Source organism: Streptomyces sp. NPDC007983 (assembly GCF_042958345.1).
Classification (GTDB): Bacteria; Actinomycetota; Actinomycetes; order Streptomycetales; family Streptomycetaceae; genus Streptomyces.
Map to the genome: position 1 here is coordinate 762,883 of NZ_JBIBJI010000002.1, position 24,138 is coordinate 787,020.

The window sequence follows — 24,138 nt, forward strand, 5'->3', positions numbered from 1 at the left end:
GTCAGCCCTTGCGGAAGCCGTCGTCGAAGCGGGCGAAGTGGTCCTCGCGCCGGGAGCCGGACCGGGCGGCGGTCGCCGTCGCGGGCAGCTGGGCCTGCACCGCTGGCGCGGTCGTGATCCGCGGCAGCGCGTACGGATGCTCCGTGCGCAGCCACGTGATCATCTGCTCCCGGATGTCGCACCGCACCGTCCACGCGTCGTCGGAGTCCCGCGCGGTCACCAGCGCCCGCACCACGATGGTGCTCGGGCTGGTGTCGGTGACGACCAGGCTCCAGTCCCGCCCGTCCCAGGCCGGGGACTTCTGCACGATCTCGCGCAGCTTCGCCCGCATCTCCTCGATCGGGGCGTGGTGGTCGAGGTGGAAGAAGACCGTGCCGGTCTTCTGGGTGCCGCCGCGCGACCAGTTCTCGAACGGCTGGGCGGTGAAGTACGACACCGGCATGGTGATCCGGCGCTCGTCCCAGGTCCGCACCGACAGGAAGGTGAGGGTGATCTCCTCGACCGTGCCCCATTCGCCGTTGACCACCACCGTGTCGCCGATCCGCACCATGTCGCCGAAGGCGATCTGCAGTCCGGCGAAGAGGTTGCCCAGCGTCGACTGGGCGGCGACACCGGCGACGATGCCCAGGATTCCGGCGGACGCCAGCATGGACGTGCCGACGGTGCGCATCGCGGGGAACGTCAGCAGCATCGCCGACGCCGCCACCACCCCGACCACCGCGGCCACCACCCGCTGGATCAGCGTGACCTGGGTGCGCACCCGCCGCACCCGCGCCGGGTCGTGCGCGCTGGCGGCGTAGCGGGAGTACGAGGACTCCACGATGGCGCCGGAGACCCGCATGGCCAGCCAGGCCGTCGCCGCGATCAGCACCAGGGTGAGCAGCCGGCTGATCGCCGTCTGGTGTGAGGTGATGGCCTGCGCCTTGATCGTGTCGTACGAGCCGCGCAGCAGCGCCGTGCACACCGTCACCTGAAGGGGCAGCCGGCAGCCGCGCAGCAGGTCCCACAGCGGGGTCTCCGGGTGCCGGGCGTCGATCCGCCGCAGCAGCCAGTCGGCTCCCCAGCCGATGAATACGGTGATGGCGAGGGAGCCGCCGATGACGATGACGGGACGCAGCACGTCCTCCATGAAGATCTTCCTTGTCCTTCCGTCGGAGGTTCTCGATTTCCGCCTTCCCGGGCCGTACCTGGCACGATGGGCGAAGCGCGTTCCACCCACAAGGAAGTGACCACTGTGACCGGTTCCCCGATCCTGCTCCTCCATTCCATGTACGGCCTGCGGCCCGCGGTGCACGCGGCCGCGGACCGGCTGCGCGCCGCGGGGCACGAGGTGCACGTACCCGATCTGTACGAGGGGCGGACGGCGGCCACCGCGGAGGAGGGCATGGCCCTCAAGGAGGAGATCGGCGGGGACGAGCTGCTGAAGCGGGCGGTGCGGGCCGCGGCGCCGGTCTCGGACCGGGGTCTGGTCTACGCGGGCTTCTCGCTCGGCGGCTCGCTCGCGCAGAACCTGGCGCTGGCCGACGACAAGGCGCGCGGGCTGCTTCTGCTGCACGGGACGTCGGACATCGCCGACGACACCACGACCGATGAGCTGCCGGTGCAGCTGCACGTCGCCGACCCCGACCCGTTCGAGCCGCACGACTGGCTGAACGCCTGGTATCTGCGGATGGGGCGGACCGGGGCCGATGTGGAGGTCTTCCGCTATCCGGGAGCCGGGCATCTGTACACCGACCCGGAGCTGCCGGACTACGACGAGCAGGCCGCCGAGGCCACTTGGCGGGTGGCCCTCGGCTTCCTCGAAGAACTGGGCTAGGCGAGCTCGGGTAGGGCTCAGACCACCGGCTTGTCGGCGCGCTCGACCCGCTGGGTGCCGGAGCGGGTCAGGTAGGACCGGCTCCAGGACGCCGTGGCGCGCGGGTCGGCCTTGTCGGAGACGGCGTAGTAGTCCATCTGGGCCCGTTCGGCGGTGACGTCGAGCACGCCGTAGCCGTGGGCGTCCATGTCCAGCCACTTCACGTGCCGGTTGGCGGCGCGGAGGGCGGCGGCCGCGGCCAGGGAGACGGTGTGCGCCGGTATGTGGAGCAGATCGTCCAGGTTGTCGGAGGTCACCGAGGTGACCACGAACTCGGTCGCGGCCGAGTCGGACAGCGGATAGGTCGCGGCCTTTACCGGCACGTCGTTGGCCCACGCCATGTGGATGTCACCGGTGAGGAAGACGGTGTTGCCGATGGCGTTCCCGGTGAGATGGGCGAGCAGTTCGCGCCGGTCGTCGGTGTAGCCGTCCCACTGGTCGGTGTTGATCGCCAGGCCCTCCTCGGGCAGCCCGAGCAGCTCGGCCAGCGGGGCGAGCACCTCGGCGGGGAGCGCGCCGAAGGCGACCGGCGAGATCATCACCGAGTTGCCCACCAGCCGCCACGTGGCGTCCGAGCCGCTGAGCCCGGACTTGAGCCAGTCGAGCTGGGCGCGCCCGGTGACCGTGCGCTCCGGGTCGTCCACCGCGCCGCTGCCCACGGACACCTGCTGGGAGCGGAACGAGCGCAGGTCGAGCAGGTGGAGGTCGGCGAGGGTGCCGTAGCGCAGCCGCCGGTAGGTGGTGCCCTCGGTGGAGGGGCGCACCGGCATCCACTCGAAGTACGCCTGCTTGGCGGCGGCCATCCGTGACGCCCAGGCGCCCTCGGTGCCGGGGGTGTGGTTCTCGGCCCCGCCCGACCAGGCGTCGTTGGCGAACTCGTGGTCGTCCCAGATGGCGATCATCGGCATCGCGGCGTGCAGCGCCTGCAGATCGGCGTCCGTCTTGTACCTGCCGTGCCGGGTGCGGTAGTCGGCGAGGGTGGTGATCTCGTGGGTGGGGGCGTGCTGCCGGACCGTGTACTTCCGGTCGGGGTATTCGCCGCTCTGGTACTCGTAGATGTAGTCGCCCAGGTGCAGGACCGCGTCCAGGTCGGTGCGGGCCGCGAGATGGCGGTACGGGGAGAACCAGCCCGCTTCCCAGTTGGCGCAGGAGACCACGCCGAAGCGGATCCCGGGGGCCGCGGCGTCGGCCGCCGGGGCGGTGCGGGTGCGTCCCACGGGGGAGTACGCGCCGCCGTCGGCCCGGAAGCGGTAGAAGTAGTCGGTGGCCGGCCGCAGTCCGCGCACATCGGCCTTGACGGTGTGGTCGGCCGAGGCGGTGGTCTTGGCGGTGCCGTGTGCGACGACCGTACGGAACTCCCGGTCCGTGGCGACCTCCCAGCCGGTCTCGACGGCCGGGCCGAGCCCCGAACCGGGCACGGCGTCCGGGGTGGGGGTGACGCGCGTCCACAGCAGGACGCCGTCGGGCAGCGGGTCGCCGGAGGCGACGCCGTGCAGGAAGGCGGGGCCGGTGTCGGCGTGGGCGGCCGTCTGGGCGGCCAGGGGCAGCAGGGCGGCGGTGGCCGCTACGGCCGTGACGGCGCTGCGGCGGGATATGTGGTTTTTGGCGTCGGTCACGGCCGACGACATTACTGGCAAGTAGGCCCGAAGGGCAGGTCTTCCGGGGGAAGTTCGCCCGCGCGTCGCCGCCAGGTCACGTCACCGCCGGGCCGGCGGGCGCGCCCCCGGGGTGTTCCCCGGTGGCGCGCCCGCGCGGGCCCGGCGGTGCGGGGCGGCTACTTCTTGAGGCCCTGCTTGACGAGCGGGGTGAACTGGTCCGGCGTCATCGGCGGCTTGCCCTGCTCGACCTCCAGCTTCTTGCCGTTGAGCTTGAAGGACGGGGTGCCGGTGATGTCCTTGGTGTCGTTGAACGTCTTGGACATGGCCAGGGCCCACCGGTCGTATGTGCCCTTCTTCACGGCCTTCTCGAAGGCCGTGTTGCCCTTCAGCTCCTTGACCTGCTGGGCGACGTCGATCAGCTTCTGGTCGCCGGCGAAGGCGTCGTTGGTCTCGTCCGGGTGGTTCTTCGGGGAGTACAGCGCCGTCTTGTAGTCCAGGAAGGCCTGCGGGCTGACGTTGAGCGCCGCGCCGAGCGCGCTCAGGGCGTTCTTGGAGCCGGCGCCGGGCATCTGCTTGTTGTCGTCGAGGAAGGTACCCATCGTGAACTGCGCCTTGTAGGTGCCGTCCTTGATGTCCTTGAGCACGGTCGGGCCGGTGTACTTCTCGAACGTGGCGCACACCGGGCAGCGCATGTCCTCGTAGACATGCAGGGTGTTCTTGGCCTTCTTGTCGCCGATGATCACCGTGGTGCCCTGGGGGCCGCTGGTGTTGGCGGGCTTCACCAGGGACTGCTTCTCGGCCGCCGTCCGCCACTTCTGGTTGACGTCGTCCGTGTTCATGTTGGTGACGGCGTAGCCTATGCCGCCGGCTATCGCGAGGACCGCGACGACCGCGCCGCCGACGAACAACTGGCGGCGCACCCGGTCCTTCTTGGCCTGACGCTCACGCTCGGCGCGCAGCCGCTCGCGCGCGGCCTGCTTGTTCTGGTGGCTGTTGCGGTTGCTCATAAGTGATCGATCTCCGTCGTTCTACGTCGGTCGGTAGTGCGTACGTGGAAGGGAAACGCTGTGCTCAGGCGGCGACTGAGCAGGGCGGTCCACGACGCACGACGGAGTGCACCAGAAGGGGGAGCGCGGGGGCCGGACGCACCGGGCGTATCGGCAGCGCGGCCGGGGTCCGCGGCCGCAGGGCCGCGGTGACGACCGCGACGGCCAGCAGCAGCGGCCGGAAGGCGAAACCGGCCAGGGCCCCCAGCAGCCGCCCGAAAGCGGCCTCACCGCGCCGCAGCCAGGCCGAGGCGATCAGCCCGACAGCCACATGGGCGGCGAGCAGCAGCCACGGGGTGGCGGAGCTGACGACGGCGGCCAGGGGCGTGCCACCCCCCGAATGGGTGACCCCGGCCAGCGGAGTGCCCACGTCACCGCTGCCGCAGAGCAGGTCGACACCCATCGAGCGCAGGGGCCCGGCCACCGGGCCGCCGGACTGGCCGTAACAGGCGTCCTGGCCCGTGGTGAAGATCGTGTCGGCGGCCAGTTCCAGCGGGACCAGCAGGGCGGCGATGCCCCAGAAACCCCGCTCCCGGCCCGCGAGCGCGTAGGCGAGGGTGAAGACGGCCGCCGAGAGCGCCGCGACCGTGGGAAGCGGCAGCGGGACGCGGGAGAGCAGCACATGGGACGTCGAGGACAGGGTGACGCACAGCGCTGTGAAGAGCGCCGCGCGCAGGGCCCTCAGCCGGGGCCCGGTGCCGCCTGTGCCGACGGTGCCGCCCATGCCGTCCATAAGGTCGGATTGTGCCACGTTCGCCTGTAGGAGTGACATCAAGAGGTCGAGAGGTCGAGAGGTTGAGGGGGCAAGGGGTCAAGGGGTCAAGAAGCGGAACGGGACCGTGGGGTGCCCGCCCGGCGGGCACCCCACGCTCCCGGCGCCGCGCCGCTCAGAGGCCCGGGATGCGGCCGTTGCGGAAGAGGTCCACGAAGATCTGGTGGTCGGCGCGGGCCCGGGCGCCGTAGGTGTGGGCGAAGTCCACCAGCAGGTCACCGAAGCCGTCCTCGTCGGCGGCGATCACCGCGTCGATGGCGCGCTCCGTGGAGAACGGCACCAGGGAGTGACCGCTCTGGTCGTCGGCGGCGGCGTGCATGGTGGCCGTGGCCCGCCCGAGGTCGGCGACGACCGCGGCGATCTCGGCCGGGTCGTCGATGTCGCCCCAGTCCAGGTCCACCGCGTACGGCGAGATCTCGGCGACCAGCTGCCCGGCCCCGTCCAGCTCGGTCCAGCCCAGCCACGGGTCGGCGTGCGCCTGGAGCGCGCGCTGTGAGATGACCGTGCGGTGGCCCTCGTGGTGGAAGTACGCGCGGACCTGCTCGTCGGTGATGTGCCGGGAGACCGCCGGGGTCTGCGCCTGCTTCATGTAGATCACCACATCGTTCTCCAGGGCGTCGCTGTTGCCCTCCAGGAGGATGTTGTACGAGGGCAGCCCGGCGCTGCCGATGCCGATGCCCCGGCGGCCCACGACGTCCTTGACGCGGTAGGAGTCCGGACGCGCGAGACTGGACTCGGGAAGCGTTTCCAGATAGCCGTCGAAGGCGGCCAGCACCTTGTAGCGGGTCGCGGCGTCCAGCTCGATGGAGCCGCCGCCCGGCGAGAAGCGGCGCTCGAAGTCGCGGATCTCGGTCATCGAGTCGAGCAGCCCGAAGCGGGTCAGCGAGCGGGCGACGCGCAGCGCGTCCAGCAGCGGACCGTCGGCGGTCTCCAGCGTGAAGGGCGGCACCTCGTCGTTCTTGGCGCCGGTGGCCAGCGCGTGGATCCGCTCGCGGTAGGCGGCGGCGTAGACGCGCACCAGCTCGGTGATCTTCTCGTCGCTGAGCGCTTTGGTGTAGCCGATGAGCGCGACGGAGGCCGCGAAGCGCTTGAGGTCCCAGGTGAAGGGGCCGACGTACGCCTCGTCGAAGTCGTTCACGTTGAAGACCAGACGCCCGTTGGCGTCCATGTAGCTGCCGAAGTTCTCGGCGTGGAGGTCACCGTGGATCCACACCCGGCTGGTGCGGTCGTCCAGGTACGGGCCGCCGGCGCGCTCGCGCTCCACGTCGGAGTAGAACAGGCAGGCGGTGCCCCGGTAGAAGGCGAACGCCGAGGCGGCCATCTTCCGGAATTTCACCCGGAAGGCGGCCGGGTCGGCGGCGAGCAGCTCGCCGAAGGCGGTGTCGAAGACGGCGAGGATGTGTTCGCCGCGCTGTTCCGCCTGGGTCTGCTGGGTCGACATCGCGGAGCGCCTCCTGGGGCATGGGGATCACGGCGTGGTGACGTGGTGATGGCTTATACGACTGGGTGTTTTTCATCCCGTGCGACATACGTTCCGACGTATAGGACGGGACGGAGGATCCCGAGAGGATCAGCGTCTGAGGCTACTCGCCCGCGCCCGTCCGCTGTCAGTCCGGAGGGGTAACCTTCGGTCCTGTCCCACCCACCTGTCATCGACCGTTCGCCGGAGGTCTGCCACCGTGACCAAGCCGCCCTTCACGCACCTGCATGTCCACACCCAGTACTCGCTGCTGGACGGTGCGGCGCGGCTCAAGGACATGTTCAACGCCTGCAACGAGATGGGCATGACGCACATCGCCATGACCGACCATGGCAACCTCCACGGTGCGTACGACTTCTACCAGCAGGCGACCGGAGCCGGGATCACCCCGATCATCGGCATCGAGGCGTACGTCGCCCCGGAGTCGCGGCGCTACAAGCGACGGGTCCAGTGGGGCCAGCCGCACCAGAAGCGCGATGACGTCTCCGGTTCCGGTGGTTACACCCACAAGACCATCTGGGCGACGAACAAGACCGGTCTGCACAACCTCTTCCGGCTCTCCTCCGACGCCTACATGGAGGGCTACTTCGTCAAGTGGCCCCGGATGGACAAGGAGACCATCGCCCAGTGGTCCGAAGGGCTGATCGCCTCCACCGGCTGCCCGTCCGGCGAGCTGCAGACCCGGCTGCGGCTCGGCCAGTTCGACGAGGCCCTGAAGGCGGCCTCCGAGTACCAGGACATCTTCGGCAAGGACCGCTATTTCCTGGAGCTGATGGACCACGGCATCGAGATCGAGCGCCGGGTCCGGGACGGGCTGCTGGAGATCGGCAAGAAGCTGGGCATCCCCCCGCTGGTCACCAATGACTCGCACTACACCTACTCCCGCGAGTCCGTGGCGCACGACGCGCTGCTGTGCGTCCAGACCGGCAAGAACCTCTCCGACCCGGACCGCTTCCGCTTCGACGGCACGGGCTACTACCTGAAGTCCACGGAGGAGATGTACGCCATCGACTCCTCGGACGCCTGGCAGGAGGGCTGCCGCAACACCCTCCTGGTCGCCGAGCAGATCGACAACACCGGCTGGTTCGAGAAGCGCGACCTGATGCCGCGCTTCGACGTGCCCGAGGGGTACACCGAGGTCACCTGGTTCCAGGAGGAGGTCCGCAAGGGGATGGCCCAGCGCTTCCCCGGCGGCGTCCCCGAGGACCGGCAGAAGCTCGCCGAGTACGAGATGGACGTCATCATCCAGATGGGGTTCCCGGGCTACTTCCTCGTGGTCGCCGACTTCATCATGTGGGCGAAGAACAACGGCATCGCGGTGGGCCCCGGCCGAGGCTCCGCGGCCGGTTCGATCGTGTCGTATGCGCTGGGCATCACCGACCTCGACCCGGTCGAGCACGGGCTGATCTTCGAGCGGTTCCTCAACCCCGAGCGCGTGTCCATGCCCGATGTCGACATCGACTTCGACGAGCGCAGGCGCGGTGAGGTGATCCGGTACGTCACCGAGAAGTACGGCGCCGACAAGGTCGCCCAGATCGGTACGTACGGCACCATCAAGGCCAAGAACGCGATCAAGGACTCCGCCCGGGTGCTGGGCTACCCGTACGCGATGGGCGACCGCATCACCAAGGCCATGCCCGCCGACGTCCTCGGCAAGGGCATCCCGCTGTCCGGCATCACCGACGAGAAGCACCCCCGCTACAGCGAGGCGGGCGAGGTGCGCGGGATGTACGAGAACGAGCCGGACGTGAAGAAGGTCATCGACACCGCGCGCGGTATCGAGGGCCTGGTGCGGCAGATGGGCGTGCACGCCGCGGGCGTGATCATGTCCAGCGAGACGGTGACCGACCATGTCCCGGTGTTCTCGCCGAAGAACGACGGCCAGGTCGTGACCCAGTGGGACTACCCGACGTGTGAGTCGCTGGGCCTGCTGAAGATGGACTTCCTCGGCCTGCGCAACCTCACCATCATGGACGACGCGGTCAAGATGGTCCGCGCCAACAAGGGCATCGACCTCAAGCTGCTCGACCTGTCGCTGGACGACCCCAAGACCTTCGAACTGCTCTGCCGCGGCGACACCCTCGGCGTCTTCCAGTTCGACGGCGGCCCCATGCGCTCCCTGCTGCGCATGATGAAGCCCGACCACTTCGAGGACATTTCCGCCGTCTCGGCCCTCTACCGGCCGGGCCCGATGGGCATGAACTCGCACATCAACTACGCCCTGCGGAAGAACGGCCAGCAGGAGATCACCCCGATCCACCCCGAGCTGGAGGAGCCGCTCAAGGAGGTCCTGGGCATCACCTACGGCCTCATCGTGTACCAGGAGCAGGTGCAGAAGGCCGCCCAGGTGCTCGCGGGGTACTCGCTCGGACAGGCCGACCTGCTGCGCCGGGCGATGGGCAAGAAGAAGCAGGAGGTCCTGGACAAGGAGTTCGTGCCCTTCCAGAAGGGCTGCCGCGAGCGCGGCTACTCCGACGAGGCCATCCAGGCGGTGTGGGACGTGCTGGTCCCGTTCGCCGGATACGCGTTCAACAAGGCGCACTCCTCCGCGTACGGCCTGGTCACCTACTGGACCGCGTACCTCAAGGCCAACTACCCCGCCGAGTACATGGCGGCGCTGCTCACCTCGGTCCGTGACGACAAGGACAAGTCGGCGATCTACCTCAACGAGTGCCGCCGCATGGGCATCAAGGTGCTCACGCCGAACGTCAACGAGTCGGAGGCCAACTTCACCGCCCAGGGTGACGATGTGATCCTCTTCGGCCTCACGGCGGTCCGCAACGTCGGGCAGAACGTGGTGGACGCGATCATCCGCGGCCGCAAGTCCAAGGGGAAGTACACCTCGTTCCCCGACTACCTCGACAAGGTCGAGGCGGTCGTCTGCAACAAGCGCACCACCGAATCGCTCATCAAGGCGGGCGCCTTCGACGAGATGGGCCACACCCGCAAGGGCCTCACCGCGCACTACGAAACGATGATCGACAACGTGGTGGCGGTGAAGCGCAAGGAGGCCGAGGGGCAGTTCGACCTCTTCGGCGGTATGGGCGGCGAGAGCGGCGGCGGGGACGCGCCGGGCTTCGGTCTCGACATCGAGTTCTCCGACATCGAGTGGGACAAGACCTATCTGCTCGCCCAGGAGCGGGAGATGCTGGGCCTCTACGTCTCCGACCACCCGCTCTTCGGCATCGAGCACATCCTCAACGACAAGGCGGACGCCGCGATCTCCCAGCTCACCGGCGGCGAGCACGCCGACGGGGCGATCGTCACCATCGGCGGCATCATCTCCGGCCTCCAGCGCAAGATGACCAAGCAGGGCAACGCCTGGGCCATCGCGACCGTCGAGGACCTGGCCGGGTCGATCGAGTGCATGTTCTTCCCGGCCACCTATCAGCTGGTCTCCACCCAGCTCGTCGAGGACGCCGTCGTCTTCGTCAAGGGACGGCTCGACAAGCGCGAGGACGTGCCGCGGCTGGTCGCCATGGAGCTGATGGTCCCCGACCTGTCCGAGGCGGGCGCCAACGCCCCCGTGACGATCACCATTCCGACCGTCAAGGTCACCCCGCCGCTGGTCGAGAAGCTGGGCGAGGTGCTGACCCACCACCGCGGTTCGACCGAAGTGCGGATCAAGCTGCAAGGGGCCCGCAAGACCACCGTGCTGCGGCTCGACCGGCACCGGGTCACCCCCGACCCGGCGCTCTTCGGCGACCTCAAGGTGCTGCTCGGAGCCTCCTGCCTGGCGGGCTGAGGACGGACAGACGGACAGAGGTGAGGGGCGCGCCCGGACTGCCGGGCGCGCCCCTCAACCGCTCATGGGCGGCGGTCAGTTGTGGCCGAAACTCTTCTGGCGGCTCTTCCGCGCCGTCGAGGGGGCACCCTCCGGCCCCATCTGCTGCGGCTGCGCTTCCATCGAGGACTGCTGCGTCTGGTCGGCCTGACCGCGGTTCTGCTGGTTCCGCTGCTTGCGATCGCGGTTCTTGTTCTTACCCATGGTGGTGTGCCTCCAGTTGGGATCAGCCCCCGGGAAGAACAGTGACACGCCTTGGTGACCCGTGCATTTCGGGCAATTACCGTGAGTGAGAAGGGCGGTCTTGCCGAGGAGGCCGTATCCGCCACGCCGGTGATCCAGTTCGGACTGATAACCCCCGTACGGTCGGGCAGACTCGAAGGGAGGACGAAGAAAAGATTCGGGGCACGGCTGTGTCGGGGGGCGACCGACGACTGGACTTCAGGAAAGAGGGTGGAACGTGGACCGCTGCGTCGTCCTGGTGGACGCCGGTTATCTGCTGGGCGCCGCCGCGAGCCTGCTGGCCGGGGAGCCCGCCCGCTCCCGCATCTCCGTCGACCACGCGACCCTGATCCAGGGCCTGCGGGAGCGCGCCGAGGCCGACACCGAGCGCCCGCTGCTGCGGATCTACTGGTTCGACGGCGCCCCCGACCGCGTACCCCAGCCCGAGCACCGGCGGCTGCGGGTGATGCCCCGGGTCACCGTCCGGCTCGGCGCGCTGACCCGCAGCGACGGCCGCTGGGCGCAGAAGGGCGTGGACGCCGCCATGCACGCCGAGCTGACCGAGCTGGCCCGCAACCGCGCCTGCTCCGACATCGTGCTGGTCACCGGCGACGGCGATCTGCTGCCCGGGCTGATGTCGGCCAAGGAGCACGGGGTCGCCGTCCACCTGTGGGCGGTCCAGGCCGCCGACGGCGACTACAACCAGTCCGAGGACCTGGTCGCCGAGGCCGACGAGCGGCGCGTCCTGGACCGGGCGTGGATCACCCGGGCGGTGCGCGCCAAGGAGCTTCCCGGGCCCTGCGCCCCCACCACCGAGCCGCGCCCCGAGATCGCCGCCATCCTCGCCGCCCCGCTGCCGGAGACCGCCGCGGCGGCCGCCGCCGCGGCAGCGGCCGGCGAGTCGCCCGCCGCGCGCAACGGCACGGCGCGGCCCGCGGCGGGCGCCCCGGGCGCCGCCGCCCCCGCCGCCGAGCAGGACGCCCGGACGGCGCCCGGCCCGGCCCCCGCCGGCGAGCAGGACGCCACGACCGCAGGCGGAGCCAGAGGCGTGCCCACCCCGAAGGACCTCGCGGGCCTGGGCCGCGGGCCCGGCGGCCCCGCCGCACCCCACCCGGCCCCCAGCGCCACCCTCCGCTGGTCCTCCGACAAGGGCTGGATCGACCGAGGCCCGGGCTCCGGGGTGGGCGAGCCGCCGGAGACCGCCAATCTGCCCATGCTGGCCCAGCTCACCAGCGCCGAGCAGCGCTGGGCCGACCGCGAGGAGGACATCACCGCGGTCAGCGGCGACCCGTTCGAGGTCGGCCAGGTCTTCGCCCGCCGCTGGATCGAGCGGCTCTCCGACGCCGGACACCTCCACCAGCTGTCGACGGAGTACCCGCGCATCCCGCACCGCATCGACGGCGAGCTGCTGCGCTACGCCGCCCGCTTCGGTCTGCTCGCCCACAAGGACGACCAGATCGACGAGCACGACCGCTATGCCATCCGGGCCGGGTTCTGGCGCGAGATCGACGTCCGCAGCGCCGCCGAGCACGCCCCGGCAGGGGAGTAGGCCCCGCGGACCCCGGGCGGGACCCGGCCCCCGCGGACGGCTCCGGGTGTTTGGGCGCGTACCCTCATAGCTCGTGAGGACGGGCGCGAAACAGGCGACGGCAGGCGATGTGGTGTGCACCGTGCGTGGCCTGGTCAAGACCTATCCCGCGGCGCGTGGCCGCCGCGGTGCGCCCGCCACGCCCGAGGTCCGGGCCAGCGACAGCATCGACCTGGACGTGGTGCGCGGTGAGGTGTTCGGGCTGCTCGGGCCCAACGGCGCCGGGAAGTCGACCCTCGTACGCCAGCTCACCGGCCTGCTGCGGCCCGACGAGGGCCACGTGAGGGTGCTCGGCCACGACCTCGTACGCCACCCCGAGCGCGCCTCCCGCCTCCTGGGCTACCTCGGCCAGGACTCCACCGCGCTGGACGAGCTGACCGTCGCGCTCGCCGCCGAGACCACCGCACGGCTGCGCGGGCTGGACGCGCGCGCCGCCCGCGCCGAGCGGGACGCGGTGATCGAGGAGCTGGGGCTCACCAAGATCGCCGGGCGGCCGCTCAAGAAGCTCTCCGGCGGTCAGCGCCGGCTGGCCTGCGTCGCCGCCGCCCTGGTGGGGGAGCGGCCGCTGCTGGTGCTGGACGAGCCGACCACCGGGATGGACCCGGTGGCGCGGCGCGCCGTCTGGGCCGCGGTGGACCGGCGGCGGGCCGAGCGCGGGGTGACCGTGCTGCTGGTGACGCACAACGTCATCGAGGCCGAGACCGTGCTCGACCGGGTCGCGGTGCTCGACCGGGGCCGGGTCATCGCCTGCGACACCCCCGCCGGGCTCAAGGCGATGGTCGCGGACGAGGTACGGGTGGAGCTGGTGTGGCGCGCCGAGGCGCCGCTGCACATCCCCGGGGTCGCCGCGCTGCGGGACGCCGCGCACGCCTCCGGGCGGCGCTGGACCCTGCGGCTGGCCCCGGACGCGGCGCGCGCCGCGATCGCCACCGTGACCGGCGGGCCCGCCTTCGCCGCACTGGACGACTTCACCCTCGCCACGCCCAGCCTGGAGGACGTGTACGTGGCGCTGGGCGGCCGTACGGAGGGCGCGGAGGGGCTGGTGAAGACGTGAGGGACGGTATGAGGTGAACGCACCCGTGAACGGGACCGTGAACGCGACCGTGATCATGTCCGTAACCAAGCCCGTGACCAAGCCAGACGGAAGAGGAGCAGCGCAGACGTGAGTGTCGTGCCCGCGCAGGCCATGCCCGGCAGCATGCCGAAGTCCGGTGCGCCGGCCGAGGAGGCCGGCGGCGCCGTGCCCCGGTCAGCCGACGGCGTTCCCGCCCCGCTCGCGGCCTCCGCGCGGCTGCTGCCCGCGCTGGTCGCGGTCTACCGGGCGCAGCTGTCGCGGGCGCGGGTGGCCCGGATTCCCCTGCTGTTCGTGGCCACCTTCCAGTCCGTCGGGATCATGGTCCTGATGCGCGGTGTGGTGGACGAGGGCGGCGGCGCGGCGCGCTCCGTGGTGGCCGGGTCGAGCGTGCTCGTCGTGGCCTTCGTGGCGCTCAACCTGCTCGCGCAGTACTTCGGCCAGCTCCGGGCGAGCGGCGGGCTCGACCACTACGCGACGCTGCCGGTGCCGCCCGCCGCGGTGGTGCTCGGCGCGGCCGCCGCGTACGCCTCCTTCACCGTGCCCGGGACGGCCGTCACCGCGGTCGTCGGCAGCGTGCTGTTCCAGCTGCCGCTGGGCCATCTGTGGGTGCTCGCCGCGGTGATCCCGCTCTCCGGCGCCGCCCTCGCGGGCCTGGGTGCCGCCCTCGGACTGCTCGCGCCGCGCCAGGAACTGGCCACGCTGCTGGGACAGCTGGGGATGTCGGCCGCGCTGCTGCTGGGGGTGCTGCCCGCCGCCCGGATGCCGGAGGTGGTGTCGTACGCGCGCGATCTGCTGCCGTCGACGTACGGTGTGGAGGCCCTGGCCCGGTCCTTCGACGGGCAGCCCGACTGGCTGGCGGTCTGCGCCGACCTCGGGGTGTGCGCGGGGGTGGCCGTGGTGTCGCTCGCCGCCGCGACCTGGGCCTATCGACGGGCCGCCGTGCGGTGACGCGCCGCAGTGAACCTCCCGCCGACCGAAGTACACCATCCGCCTGGCACGATGACGGAGTGACCGCACCGTTGACGCCACATGATCAGCCCTCGCCGCACGACGACTCCGAGCACGGACAGCCCGCACCGGGCGAACCGGCCGCGCAGGGGCATCCCGAGCCGTATCCCGCCGAGGAGTCCGAGCACGCCGAGCACTCCGAACCGGGGGAGGAGCTGCGCGCCGAGCTGGTGCAGGCCTCCGTGGTGGCGATCGCGGTGGCGGTCGCGGGCGTGCTGCTCGGCCTGCTGTGGCTGTGGCTGGCGCCTCGGGTGGGGCTGATCTCGGACGGCAAGGCCGTTTATCTGAAGAACTCGGAAGGCGAGGACGCGGTCGGCGCGGACGGGGTGTTCGTGCTGGGCGCGCTCGCCTTCGGCCTCGTCTCGGCGCTGCTGACCTTCCTGTTCTGCCGGCGCGGCGGGGTCGCCCTGGTGGTCGGGCTGGCCATCGGCGGCGTCCTCGGCTCGGTGATCGCCTGGCGGCTGGGAGTCTGGCTCGGGCCGTCCACGGACGTCGTGGCGCACGCCCGTCAGGTCGGCAAGGGCGTCACGTTCGACGCCCCGCTGAAGCTGAACGCCAAGGGCGCGCTGCTGGCCTGGTCGGTGGCCGCGATGGTCGTGCACCTGGCCCTGACCGGCCTGTTCGGCCCCCGCGACGAGGAGCCGGAGACCTACTACCAGGCCTCGACCACCGCGTAATCCCTAGCCGTCGAACCGCGCGATCGGCGCCACCACCGCTTCCGTCAGCGCCGCCAGGTCCTTCGGGGACAGCTCGACCTCCAGGCCCCGGCGGCCCGCCGATACGCAGACCGTCTCGTGGCCGTCGGCGGAGGCGTCCAGCGCGGTCGGCAGCCGCTTGCGCTGGCCGAGCGGGGAGATGCCGCCGCGTACGTAGCCCGTGGTGCGCTCTGCCGCCGCCGGGTCCGCCATGGTGGCGCGCTTGCCGCCGACCGCGGCGGCGAGCGCCTTGAGGTCGAGCGAGGCCGATACGGGCACGATGGCGACCGTGAGCCGGTCGTCGACGCTCGCGATGAGGGTCTTGAACACCCGGCCCGGCTCCACGCCCAGCGCCCGCGCGGCCTCCTCACCGTACGAGGGGGCGGCCGGGTCGTGGTCGTAGGAGTGCACGGTGAAGGCCGTGCCCGCCGCGGTGAGGGCGGTGGTGGCCGGGGTGCCGGTGGATCCGGAGGAGTTCTTCTTGGTCTTCTTCGCCATGGTTGAGGTGAGTCGGCGTCAGTTGGGGCTGGTGGGGCGGCGGGTGAGGTCGACGGCGGGCAGGGACGGGAGCTTACCGATGACCGCGCTCTCGGAGCGCAGCATTTTCAGCTCCTCGGCCAGCCGGCTCGCCGTATCGGGCGCCTGGAGCAGCCGCTGCTTGGCCGGGGTGTCGAGCACGGCGGCGGCCGCGACCAGGTAGGAGAGCACCGAGGGCTCGCCCGGCAGGTCCTGTTCGGCGGCGAGGGTGCGCTCCCGGGCGCCCGCCAGCCGCTTCTGGTACGTGCGGAAGGCCCGTACCACCCCGGAGGCCAGCGCTCCGGCGCCGTCGCCAGGCTCCTCCTCCAGCTCGTTGACCTCGCCCATCAGATAGGGGCCCGTGGAGTCCACGGACAGCAGCTCGAACCGGGTGGTGCCGGTGGCCAGCACCTCGAAGGTGCCGTCCTCCTGCTCCCGGATGGTGGCCGCGTCCGCGACACAGCCCACCCCGTAGAACGACTTGGCCGGGTCCGGGCCGAAGCCCGCCGCCGGGCCCCGGTCGGGCGTGGGCGCCGACTCCGGGAGGCCGATCGCACTGGGCGCGACCTCGTGGCCGTCCCTGATGGCGATCACCCCGAACCGGCGCGGGGCGTCCTCGGGAAGCGCCGAAAGATCGCGCATCAGGGAGCGGTACCGCTGTTCGAAGACGTTCAGGGGCATGACGAGCCCCGGGAACAGCACCGTGTTCAGCGGGAAGAGCGGAAGGCGCGCGGAGGTCACGGGGTGTAAGCCTAATGGCCTCACGCGCGTCTCTTCACTGACGGCGCAGCAGACGGGACGCACCGGCCGCCACGGTGGTGGCCAGCACCCAGCCGAGCAGGATCATCACGATCGACGCCCACTGGATCGCGCCCGCGGGTTTCCAATAGCCGTCCTGACCCAGATTGATGACCGGGATCAGCAGATCGAGTGCGTAGAGCGAGGCGTTCCAGTGCGGGGTCTCACCCGGTTTGATGGCCTCCGGTCTGTTGTGCGCGAAGAACACCGAGCCGACCGCCCACAGCACCGCCATCCACACCGCCGCCCGGCCGGGCCGGTAGCCGTAGGCCACGGTCCAGTCCTGCAGATAGCCCCACATCTTCCCGGCGAGCGGCAGCGTCTCGCGGCGCCGCCGCTGCTTGGCGAGCAGCACCTCGCGCGCGTCGGCGTCCTCGCCGCTGGCCCGCATCGTGTTGGCCAGCATCTCGTACGGCTCTGGCGCGTACTCGGGGGTCGCGGCGGCCACCCACTCCAGCCGCCGGGACAGTGGGAAGTGGCCGCGCGGGATCAGGTTCTCGTAGCAGAAGCCCGCCATGGTCAGCCCGCCCGGGCCCGGCCAGCTCACCGACTTGTCGACCAGGTTGACCACCCGGGCGCCGGAGAGGATCACCCGCCCGCGCTGCGGCCGCTCGCCCAGGAAGCGCAGCTCGGGTGTCTGCACCCGGCGCAGCGACAGCTCCTGGTCGTTCTCCATGACGAAGCGCGCCTGGTCGAAGTCGATGGCGTCGCCGATCCGCCCGTCGTCCAGCCGGACCCCGCCCTCGCATTCGAAGCGCTGGATGCGGGTGCCGCGGGTCGGCGTGCTGGTGGTGCCGTACGGCGGCGTCGAACCGCTGGAGTAGGTGCTCACCCCGCCCGCGGTGAGGTACAGGCTGCGCTCGACGGTCAGCTGCGGCGCGTTCAGCGCCCGCCGCCCGTACGGGTTGCGCAGCCGGCTGCCGCGCAGGCTGAGCGACACGCCGATCTGGGCGCCGCGCAGACTGATCTCGCCGTACGACTCGATCATGTCGGCCTGGAAGTCCTGGGCCACGGTCAGCCCGTCGGCCGTGATCGACATGCCCCGGCGGTCCCGGCGCACGATCAGCTGGTTCAGGAGTAAATCGGTGCCGATGTGGGCGTCGGTGAGCCGGATGCCGTGGTCGACCACGCAGCGCGGCAGATGCAGATCGCCCTCGGTGCTCAGCCGGGCCGCCTCCAGCCGGGGGAGCGAGCAGCCCACCAGGCGGAGCGTGGTGAAGTGGGATTCCGGGAGCAGCACCTCCCGCTCGAAGCGGCAGTTCTTCAGCTCCACATACGGGTCGATGGTGCCGCCCGCCAGGTCGAGGGTGCCGGTGATGTGCACCCCGTTCAGCTTGAGCGCCGCCACCCGGCCCGGCTGGGCGGGCGGCCCGTCCAGCAGCAGCAGGGCCACGACCCGGGCGCGCACACTGCGCTCCGGGCCCCAGGCGTACGGGCCGGAGGGGTCGTTCCGCTGGGGGTGGGAGGTGCGCAGATCGTGCGTACTGCCGTTGCGGAACGCCTGCCACATGCCCCACTCGGCGGTGGTCAGGTCGAGCCCCGGGGGAGGATCGCCGTCGCGTGGCTCGGTCACAGCCGTGTCGCCTCCTGTCCTCCGTATCCCCGTACGGATCCACATTCCCGCTGAGTAACCGCTTGAACGCCAACGGTCAGGATCAACTTAGGGGTTCCGTATCACTCACTGATACGGGGGGCGGGACGCCGGAACACGTCTGAGACAATTGATCGCGTGATCTCCCGTATCGATCTGCGCGGCGCCGCCTTCCCGGGCGGCGGAATCGACCGCGACCTGCTGCCCCGTGCCGAGCTCGACGTCGAGGCCGCCCTGGAGAAGGTGCGGCCCATCTGCGACGACGTGCGCCATCGCGGCACCGCTGCACTGATCGAGTACGCGCATCGGTTCGACGGCGTGACCATGGAGCGGGTGCGGGTGCCCGCCGAGGCCCTGACCAGCGCCCTCGACGAGCTGGACCCGGCCGTGCGCGCGGCCCTGGAGGAGTCCATCCGGCGGGCCCGGCTGGTCCACCGGGAGCAGCGGCGCGCCGACCACACCACGCAGGTCGTGCCGGGCGGCACGGTCACCGAGCGCTGGGTGCCCGTCGAGCGGGTCGGGCTGTACGCACCGGGCGGGCGGTCCGTCTACCCGTCGTCCGTTGTGATGAATGTGGTGCCCGCGCAGGAGGCCGGCGTCGCCTCGATGGCCGTCGCCTCCCCGCCGCAGGCGGAGTTCGGCGGGCTGCCGCACCCCACGATCCTGGCGGCCTGCGCGCTGCTCGGCGTCGACGAGGTGTACGCGGCGGGCGGCGCCCAGGCGGTCGCGATGTTCGCGTACGGCACCGAGGAGTGCCGTCCGGTCTCCATGGTCACCGGGCCCGGCAACATCTGGGTCGCCGCCGCCAAGCGGCTGCTCAAGGGCCGGATCGGTATCGACGCCGAGGCGGGCCCCACCGAGATCGCGATCCTCGCCGACGCCACCGCCGACCCGGTGCACGTCGCCGCTGACCTGATCAGCCAGGCCGAGCACGACCCGCTGGCCGCCTCGGTGCTGGTCACCGACTCCGAGGAGCTGGCCGCCGCGGTCGAGAAGGAGCTGGACGTCCAGGTCGCGGCCACCAAGCACGTCGAGGACCGCATCGCCCCGGCGCTGGCCGGGCGGCAGTCCGGGATCGTGCTGGTCGACGGCCTCGACCAGGGCCTCGCGGTGGTCGACGCGTACGCGGCCGAGCACCTGGAGATCCAGACCGAGGACGCGGCGGCGGTCGCGGCCCGGGTGCGCAACGCCGGGGCGATCTTCGTCGGCGCGTACGCACCGGTGTCGCTCGGCGATTACGCGGCGGGCTCCAACCACGTCCTGCCCACCGGCGGCTGCGCCTGCCACTCCTCCGGCCTGTCGGTGCAGTCCTTCCTGCGCGGCATCCACGTCGTGGACTACACCCGCGAGGCGCTGGCCGAGGTCGCGGGCCATGTGGTGACGCTCGCCGACGCGGAGGACCTGCCCGCGCACGGCGCGGCGGTGAAGGCACGGTTCGACTGGAAGGTACCTGGGAGCAAGTGACCGGCAACCCCTCTGTGTCCCCTTGGGACGAGCTCCCCATCCGTGACGAGCTGCGCGGCAAGTCCCCGTACGGCGCGCCGCAGCTGGACGTACCCGTACGGCTGAACACCAACGAGAACCCCTATCCGCTGCCCGAGCCGCTGGTGGAGCGGATCGCCGAGCGGGTCGCCGAGGCGGCCCGCCAGCTCAACCGCTACCCGGACCGGGACGCGGTCGAGCTGCGCACCGAGCTGGCCCGCTACCTCACCCGTACGGCGGGGCTCGCGGTGGGACCCGAGCAGGTGTGGGCGGCCAACGGCTCCAACGAGGTGCTGCAGCAGCTGCTGCAGACCTTCGGCGGGCCGGGGCGCACCGCGATCGGCTTCGAGCCCTCGTACTCGATGCACGCGCTGATCTCGCGCGGCACCGGCACCGGCTGGATCTCCGGCCCGCGGAACGACGACTTCACCATCGACGTCGAGACCGCGTGCCAGGTGATCGCCGAGCGCAAGCCCGATGTCGTCTTCATCACCTCGCCGAACAACCCGACCGGTACCGCCGTCGGGGCCGAGACGGTGCTCGCGCTGTACGAGGCGGCGCAGGCCGCCAAGCCGTCGCTGGTGGTCGTGGACGAGGCGTACGCCGAGTTCAGCCACCGCCCGTCGCTGCTGCCGCTGATCGAGGGCCGCCCGCATCTGGTGCTCTCCCGGACGATGTCCAAGGCGTTCGGCGCCGCCGGGCTGCGGCTGGGCTACCTCGCCGCCGCCCCGGCCGTGGTCGACGCCGTCCAGCTCGTCCGGCTGCCGTACCACCTGTCCGCCGTCACCCAGGCCACCGCGCTGGCCGCCCTGGAGCACACCGATACGCTGCTCGGGTACGTCGACGCGCTCAAGACCGAGCGCGACCGGCTGGTGCGGGAGCTGCGCGCCATTGGCTGCGACGTGACCGACTCGGACGCCAACTTCGTCCAGTTCGGACGCTTCGAGGACGCCCATGCGGCCTGGCAGACCCTGCTGGACCACGGCGTGCTGGTCCGGGACAACGGCGTACCGGGCCGGCTGCGGGTCACCGCGGGCACCCCGACCGAGAACGACGCGTTCCTCGACGCGGTTCGCGAGCTGATGAAGGAGAAGAGCGCATGACCCGCGTGGGCCGCGTGGAGCGCACCACCAAGGAGACCTCGGTCGTCGTCGAGATCGACCTCGACGGGACCGGCCAGGTCGATGTGTCGACCGGCGTCGGCTTCTACGACCACATGCTCGACCAGCTCGGCCGCCACGGCCTCTTCGACCTCACGGTCAAGACCGAGGGCGACCTGCACATCGACACCCACCACACCATCGAGGACACCGCCCTCGCGCTCGGCGCCGCCTTCAAGCAGGCGCTCGGCGACAAGACCGGCATCTTCCGCTTCGGCAACTGCACCGTGCCGCTGGACGAGTCGCTGGCGCAGGTGACCGTCGACCTCTCCGGTCGCCCGTATCTCGTGCACACCGAGCCGGAGAACATCGCGCCGATGATCGGCAGCTACGACACCACGATGACGCGGCACATCCTGGAGTCCTTCGTCGCCCAGGCGCAGATCGCCCTGCACGTCCACGTCCCGTACGGGCGCAACGCGCACCACATCGTGGAGTGCCAGTTCAAGGCGCTCGCCCGGGCGCTGCGGTACGCGAGCGAGCGCGACCCGCGCGCCGCCGGAATCCTCCCCTCCACGAAGGGCGCCCTCTGAATGAACGGGCTGTCGACCGTCTTCATCCTGCTCGGGCTGTTCCTCCTCGGCGGAGTCATCTCCTTCGCCAAGCAGGGGCTGCCCAAGGGCGTGATCGTGCTGCTGGGAGTGGGCGCCACGATGTCGCTGCTGGCCGGGATCCTGCGGCTGGAGGTCTGGAATTGAGCACCAGTACGAAGAGCGTGATCGTCTTCGATTACGGCTTCGGCAATGTCCGCTCCGCCGAGCGGGCCCTCGCCCACGTCGGCGCGGACGTCGAGATCAGCCGCGACTACGACCGGGCCATGGCCGCCGACGGCCTCCTCGTGCCCGGCGTCGGCGCCTTCGGCGCCTGCATGAAGGGGCTGCGCGAGGCGCGCGGCGACTGGATCGTGGGCCGCAGGCTGGCCGGCGGCCGCCCGGTCATGGGCATCTGCGTCGGCATGCAGATCCTCTTCGGCCGCGGCATCGAGCACGGCGTCGAGGCCGAGGGCCTGGACGAATGGCCCGGCACCGTCGAACCGCTGCGCGCCCCCGTCGTCCCCCACATGGGCTGGAACACGGTCACCGCGCCCGGCGACTCGCGGCTCTTCGCGGGGCTGGACAAGGAGGAGCGCTACTACTTCGTGCACTCCTACGCCGTCCGCACCTGGGAGCTGGAGGTCAGCAACCCGCACATGCCCGGCCCCAAGGTCAGCTGGACCACCCACGGCGAGCCGTTCGTGGCCGCCGTGGAGAACGGCCCGCTGTGGGCCACCCAGTTCCACCCCGAGAAGTCGGGTGACGCCGGGGCCCGCCTGCTGCGCAACTGGCTCGACACGCTCTGACCGGCCCGTCCCGCCCGTACCCGCTCCGTCCTCACCGTAAGGTTCCCGCATGCCAACGCACCGCCTCGAACTCCTCCCCGCCGTCGACGTCCGCGACGGCCAGGCCGTCCGCCTCGTCCACGGCGAGTCCGGCTCCGAGACGTCGTACGGCGACCCGATGGAGGCCGCCCTCGCCTGGCAGCGGGCCGGCGCCGAGTGGCTGCACCTGGTGGACCTCGACGCCGCCTTCGGCACCGGCGACAACCGCGAGCAGATCGCCCAGGTCGCCCGCGCCATGGACCTCAAGGTCGAGCTGTCCGGCGGCATCCGCGACGACGCCTCGCTCACCGCGGCCCTCGCCACCGGCTGCACCCGCGTCAACCTCGGCACCGCCGCCCTGGAGACCCCCGAATGGGTCGCCAAGGTCATCGCCGAGCACGGCGACAAGATCGCCGTCGGCCTCGACGTCCGCGGCACCACCCTGCGCGGCCGCGGCTGGACCCGCGACGGCGGCGACCTGTACGAAACCCTCGCCCGCCTCGACTCCGAGGGCTGCGCCCGCTACGTCGTCACCGACATCGCCAAGGACGGCACCCTCCAGGGCCCCAACCTGGAGCTGCTGCGCAACGTCTGCGCCGCCACCGACAAGCCCGTCGTCGCCTCCGGCGGCGTTTCCTCGCTCGACGACCTGCGCGCCCTTGCGACCCTGGTACCGGAAGGTGTCGAGGGCGCCATCGTGGGCAAGGCGCTCTACGCCAAGGCGTTCACCTTGGAAGAGGCGTTGGAGGCGGTATCCGCATGACCTCACCCGATAGCTCAGCCGAGAACCCACGCGAGAACTCACCCGAGGTCCCGCCCGGGGCGACCACGCGGCGCGTGCAGACCGGTAGCCCCTGGGAGGAGAGCATCGGCTTCGCCCGGGCCGTCGCCGCCGGGGACCTGGTGGTCGTCTCCGGCACCATGCCGCTCGCGGAGCGCGGCGTACTGGAGGGCGAGGGCGATCCGTACGAGCAGACCCTCGCCGCCTTCGGCCACGCCCTCGACGCGCTGAAGGAATTCGGCCTCGGCGTCGAATCGGTCATCCGCACCCGCATGTACCTCACCCACGCCCGCGACGTGGACGAGGCGGGCCGCGCCCACAAGGAGATCTTCGACGCCGTACGCCCCGCCGCGACCCTCGTCGTGGTGTCCGGCTTCGTCGACTCGCGCGTGCTGGTGGAAGTCGAACTGGAAGCATTCCGAGGAGCCCGAGCGTCATGACCCTGGCGGTCCGAGTCATCCCCTGCCTGGACGTGGACAACGGCCGGGTCGTCAAGGGCGTCAACTTCCAGAACCTGCGGGACGCCGGTGACCCCGTCGAGATGGCCCGGATCTACGGCCAGGAGGGCGCCGACGAGCTGACCTTCCTCGACATCACCGCATCCTCCGGCGACCGCGAGACCACCTACGACGTGGTGCGCCGCACCGCCGAGCAGGTCTTCATCCCGCTGACCGTGGGCGGCGGCGTCCGCACCCCCGAGGACGTCGACAAGCTGCTGCGCGCCGGAGCGGACAAGGTCGGCGTCAACACCGCCGCCATCGCCCGGCCCGACCTCATCCGCGAGATCGCCGAGCGCTTCGGCAGCCAGGTCCTCGTCCTGTCGGTCGACGCCCGCCGCTGCCCGACCGGCACGGAGACCGCGTCCGGCTACGAGGTCACCACCCACGGCGGCCGCCGCGGCACCGGCATCGACGCCGTGGAGTGGGCCCACCGCGCGGCCGAGCTGGGCGCCGGGGAGATCCTGCTGAACTCGATGGACGCGGACGGCACCAAGGACGGCTACGACACGGCGATGATCGAGGCCGTCCGCAAGCACGTCACCATCCCCGTCATCGCCAGCGGCGGCGCGGGCAAGCTCGCCGACTTCCCCCCGGCCGTCGCGGCGGGCGCGGACGCGGTGCTGGCCGCCTCCGTCTTCCACTTCGGCGACCTGCGCATCGGCGAGGTCAAGGGCGCGCTGCGGGACGCCGGGCACCCGGTCCGGTGAGGACGTGACGAACCGCGGCGGGGGGGGGGGGGGGGGGGGGGGCCCCCCCCCCGGGGGGGGGGGCGCCGGGCCCCCCCCCCGGGGGGGGGGGCCCCCCCCGCGACGCGGGCGGGCGCCACCCCC

The 24,138-nt window shown here is 71.4% G+C and carries 23 protein-coding genes; 14 read left to right on the top strand and 9 right to left on the bottom strand.

Annotated elements, in window-relative coordinates; genetic code table 11:
- Nucleotide 1: 1 nt before the first annotated feature.
- Nucleotides 2-1,129, bottom strand: a complete 1,128-nt coding sequence (locus ACFZCY_RS07860; RefSeq protein ID WP_391170125.1) for a mechanosensitive ion channel domain-containing protein — start codon at nucleotides 1,127-1,129, stop codon at nucleotides 2-4.
- 105 nt (nucleotides 1,130-1,234) lie between these two features.
- Between ACFZCY_RS07860 and ACFZCY_RS07865 the strand changes: the two genes are divergently transcribed.
- Nucleotides 1,235-1,816 (top strand): dienelactone hydrolase family protein, encoded by a 582-nt coding sequence (locus tag ACFZCY_RS07865; RefSeq protein WP_391170126.1) that lies wholly within the window; start codon nucleotides 1,235-1,237, stop codon nucleotides 1,814-1,816.
- A gap of 17 nt (nucleotides 1,817-1,833) precedes the next feature.
- On the opposite strand, the gene ACFZCY_RS07870 is transcribed toward ACFZCY_RS07865, so the two are convergent.
- The 4 genes from ACFZCY_RS07870 to ACFZCY_RS07885 all read right to left on the bottom strand — a co-directional run bounded on the left by ACFZCY_RS07870 (nucleotide 1,834) and on the right by ACFZCY_RS07885 (nucleotide 6,712).
- On the bottom strand, nucleotides 1,834-3,483 hold the full coding sequence (locus ACFZCY_RS07870) for an alkaline phosphatase D family protein (protein ID WP_391170127.1): 1,650 nt from the start codon (nucleotides 3,481-3,483) through the stop codon (nucleotides 1,834-1,836).
- 146 nt (nucleotides 3,484-3,629) lie between these two features.
- The gene (locus tag ACFZCY_RS07875) at nucleotides 3,630-4,460 is read right to left on the bottom strand and encodes a thioredoxin domain-containing protein (RefSeq protein ID WP_391170128.1); all 831 of its coding nucleotides are present in this window, start codon (nucleotides 4,458-4,460) and stop codon (nucleotides 3,630-3,632) included.
- Nucleotides 4,461-4,524: 64 nt separating this feature from the next.
- Nucleotides 4,525-5,223: a hypothetical protein gene (locus tag ACFZCY_RS07880; RefSeq protein ID WP_391170429.1), complete on the bottom strand. Its 699-nt coding sequence runs from the start codon at nucleotides 5,221-5,223 to the stop codon at nucleotides 4,525-4,527.
- Nucleotides 5,224-5,386: 163 nt separating this feature from the next.
- Nucleotides 5,387-6,712, bottom strand: a complete 1,326-nt coding sequence (locus tag ACFZCY_RS07885; RefSeq protein ID WP_391170129.1) for a DUF2252 family protein — start codon at nucleotides 6,710-6,712, stop codon at nucleotides 5,387-5,389.
- Nucleotides 6,713-6,950: 238 nt separating this feature from the next.
- Here ACFZCY_RS07885 and dnaE point away from each other — a divergent pair, with 238 nt between their 5' ends.
- Nucleotides 6,951-10,496 (top strand): DNA polymerase III subunit alpha, encoded by a 3,546-nt coding sequence (gene dnaE, locus ACFZCY_RS07890; protein ID WP_391170130.1) that lies wholly within the window; start codon nucleotides 6,951-6,953, stop codon nucleotides 10,494-10,496.
- Between the two features lie 75 nt (nucleotides 10,497-10,571).
- Here the strand turns inward: dnaE and ACFZCY_RS07895 are convergent, their stop codons facing one another.
- Nucleotides 10,572-10,739 carry a hypothetical protein gene (locus ACFZCY_RS07895; protein ID WP_391170131.1) on the bottom strand — a complete coding sequence of 56 codons (168 nt, stop codon included), beginning with the start codon at nucleotides 10,737-10,739 and terminating at the stop codon, nucleotides 10,572-10,574.
- Nucleotides 10,740-10,995: 256 nt separating this feature from the next.
- On the opposite strand from ACFZCY_RS07895, the gene ACFZCY_RS07900 reads away from it, so the two are divergent.
- The 4 genes from ACFZCY_RS07900 to ACFZCY_RS07915 all read left to right on the top strand — a co-directional run bounded on the left by ACFZCY_RS07900 (nucleotide 10,996) and on the right by ACFZCY_RS07915 (nucleotide 15,105).
- A complete protein-coding gene (locus ACFZCY_RS07900; RefSeq protein WP_391170132.1) occupies nucleotides 10,996-12,306 on the top strand; it encodes an NYN domain-containing protein in 1,311 nt (436 codons plus the stop codon).
- A 73-nt stretch (nucleotides 12,307-12,379) separates the two neighbouring features.
- Nucleotides 12,380-13,399, top strand: a complete 1,020-nt coding sequence (locus ACFZCY_RS07905; RefSeq protein ID WP_391170133.1) for an ATP-binding cassette domain-containing protein — start codon at nucleotides 12,380-12,382, stop codon at nucleotides 13,397-13,399.
- A 144-nt stretch (nucleotides 13,400-13,543) separates the two neighbouring features.
- Nucleotides 13,544-14,368 (top strand): ABC transporter permease, encoded by an 825-nt coding sequence (locus ACFZCY_RS07910; RefSeq protein WP_391170432.1) that lies wholly within the window; start codon nucleotides 13,544-13,546, stop codon nucleotides 14,366-14,368.
- Nucleotides 14,369-14,427: 59 nt separating this feature from the next.
- Entirely contained in the window at nucleotides 14,428-15,105 is a 678-nt protein-coding gene (locus ACFZCY_RS07915) for an ABC transporter permease (protein WP_391170134.1), read from the top strand.
- A 3-nt stretch (nucleotides 15,106-15,108) separates the two neighbouring features.
- Here the strand turns inward: ACFZCY_RS07915 and ybaK are convergent, their stop codons facing one another.
- Genes ybaK through ACFZCY_RS07930 form a run of 3 tightly spaced genes read right to left on the bottom strand, consistent with a single transcriptional unit; the run spans nucleotide 15,109 to nucleotide 18,010 of the window.
- Entirely contained in the window at nucleotides 15,109-15,621 is a 513-nt protein-coding gene (ybaK, locus tag ACFZCY_RS07920; protein WP_391170135.1) for a Cys-tRNA(Pro) deacylase, read from the bottom strand.
- A gap of 18 nt (nucleotides 15,622-15,639) precedes the next feature.
- Nucleotides 15,640-16,380, bottom strand: a complete 741-nt coding sequence (locus tag ACFZCY_RS07925) for an LON peptidase substrate-binding domain-containing protein (RefSeq protein ID WP_391170136.1) — start codon at nucleotides 16,378-16,380, stop codon at nucleotides 15,640-15,642.
- A gap of 34 nt (nucleotides 16,381-16,414) precedes the next feature.
- Entirely contained in the window at nucleotides 16,415-18,010 is a 1,596-nt protein-coding gene (locus ACFZCY_RS07930) for an oxidoreductase (RefSeq protein WP_391170137.1), read from the bottom strand.
- Between the two features lie 156 nt (nucleotides 18,011-18,166).
- Here ACFZCY_RS07930 and hisD point away from each other — a divergent pair, with 156 nt between their 5' ends.
- From hisD to hisF, 8 genes are read left to right on the top strand one after another with little or no spacing between them, the layout of a single operon-like run.
- On the top strand, nucleotides 18,167-19,492 hold the full coding sequence (gene hisD, locus ACFZCY_RS07935; RefSeq protein WP_391170138.1) for a histidinol dehydrogenase: 1,326 nt from the start codon (nucleotides 18,167-18,169) through the stop codon (nucleotides 19,490-19,492).
- The gene (locus ACFZCY_RS07940; RefSeq protein WP_391170139.1) at nucleotides 19,489-20,613 is read left to right on the top strand and encodes a histidinol-phosphate transaminase; all 1,125 of its coding nucleotides are present in this window, start codon (nucleotides 19,489-19,491) and stop codon (nucleotides 20,611-20,613) included. The genes hisD and ACFZCY_RS07940 overlap by 4 nt, the downstream gene beginning before the upstream one ends.
- The gene (hisB, locus tag ACFZCY_RS07945; protein ID WP_391170140.1) at nucleotides 20,610-21,203 is read left to right on the top strand and encodes an imidazoleglycerol-phosphate dehydratase HisB; all 594 of its coding nucleotides are present in this window, start codon (nucleotides 20,610-20,612) and stop codon (nucleotides 21,201-21,203) included. The genes ACFZCY_RS07940 and hisB overlap by 4 nt, the downstream gene beginning before the upstream one ends.
- Nucleotides 21,204-21,368 (top strand): hypothetical protein, encoded by a 165-nt coding sequence (locus tag ACFZCY_RS07950; protein ID WP_179933723.1) that lies wholly within the window; start codon nucleotides 21,204-21,206, stop codon nucleotides 21,366-21,368.
- Complete coding sequence (hisH, locus tag ACFZCY_RS07955) at nucleotides 21,365-22,009, top strand: imidazole glycerol phosphate synthase subunit HisH (RefSeq protein ID WP_391170141.1); 645 nt, start codon at nucleotides 21,365-21,367, stop codon at nucleotides 22,007-22,009. Before ACFZCY_RS07950 ends, hisH begins: the two co-directional genes overlap by 4 nt.
- Before the next feature lie 49 nt (nucleotides 22,010-22,058).
- Nucleotides 22,059-22,790: a bifunctional 1-(5-phosphoribosyl)-5-((5-phosphoribosylamino)methylideneamino)imidazole-4-carboxamide isomerase/phosphoribosylanthranilate isomerase PriA gene (gene priA, locus ACFZCY_RS07960; RefSeq protein WP_009718700.1), complete on the top strand. Its 732-nt coding sequence runs from the start codon at nucleotides 22,059-22,061 to the stop codon at nucleotides 22,788-22,790.
- Nucleotides 22,787-23,248: a Rid family hydrolase gene (locus tag ACFZCY_RS07965; RefSeq protein ID WP_391170142.1), complete on the top strand. Its 462-nt coding sequence runs from the start codon at nucleotides 22,787-22,789 to the stop codon at nucleotides 23,246-23,248. Before priA ends, ACFZCY_RS07965 begins: the two co-directional genes overlap by 4 nt.
- Entirely contained in the window at nucleotides 23,245-24,015 is a 771-nt protein-coding gene (gene hisF, locus ACFZCY_RS07970; protein ID WP_391170143.1) for an imidazole glycerol phosphate synthase subunit HisF, read from the top strand. Before ACFZCY_RS07965 ends, hisF begins: the two co-directional genes overlap by 4 nt.
- Nucleotides 24,016-24,138: the final 123 nt, after the last annotated feature.

Coding starts and splice junctions, on each gene's coding strand:
- ACFZCY_RS07870 (WP_391170127.1), bottom strand. CDS start 3,483: ATGTCGTCGGCCGTGACCGACGCCAAAAACCACATATCCCGCCGCAGC.
- ACFZCY_RS07895 (WP_391170131.1), bottom strand. CDS start 10,739: ATGGGTAAGAACAAGAACCGCGATCGCAAGCAGCGGAACCAGCAGAAC.
- priA (WP_009718700.1), top strand. CDS start 22,059: ATGCCAACGCACCGCCTCGAACTCCTCCCCGCCGTCGACGTCCGCGAC.
- ACFZCY_RS07885 (WP_391170129.1), bottom strand. CDS start 6,712: ATGTCGACCCAGCAGACCCAGGCGGAACAGCGCGGCGAACACATCCTC.
- hisF (WP_391170143.1), top strand. CDS start 23,245: ATGACCCTGGCGGTCCGAGTCATCCCCTGCCTGGACGTGGACAACGGC.
- ACFZCY_RS07860 (WP_391170125.1), bottom strand. CDS start 1,129: ATGGAGGACGTGCTGCGTCCCGTCATCGTCATCGGCGGCTCCCTCGCC.
- ACFZCY_RS07880 (WP_391170429.1), bottom strand. CDS start 5,223: ATGGGCGGCACCGTCGGCACAGGCGGCACCGGGCCCCGGCTGAGGGCC.
- ACFZCY_RS07950 (WP_179933723.1), top strand. CDS start 21,204: ATGAACGGGCTGTCGACCGTCTTCATCCTGCTCGGGCTGTTCCTCCTC.
- ACFZCY_RS07965 (WP_391170142.1), top strand. CDS start 22,787: ATGACCTCACCCGATAGCTCAGCCGAGAACCCACGCGAGAACTCACCC.
- ACFZCY_RS07910 (WP_391170432.1), top strand. CDS start 13,544: ATGCCGAAGTCCGGTGCGCCGGCCGAGGAGGCCGGCGGCGCCGTGCCC.
- ACFZCY_RS07875 (WP_391170128.1), bottom strand. CDS start 4,460: ATGAGCAACCGCAACAGCCACCAGAACAAGCAGGCCGCGCGCGAGCGG.
- hisB (WP_391170140.1), top strand. CDS start 20,610: ATGACCCGCGTGGGCCGCGTGGAGCGCACCACCAAGGAGACCTCGGTC.
- ybaK (WP_391170135.1), bottom strand. CDS start 15,621: ATGGCGAAGAAGACCAAGAAGAACTCCTCCGGATCCACCGGCACCCCG.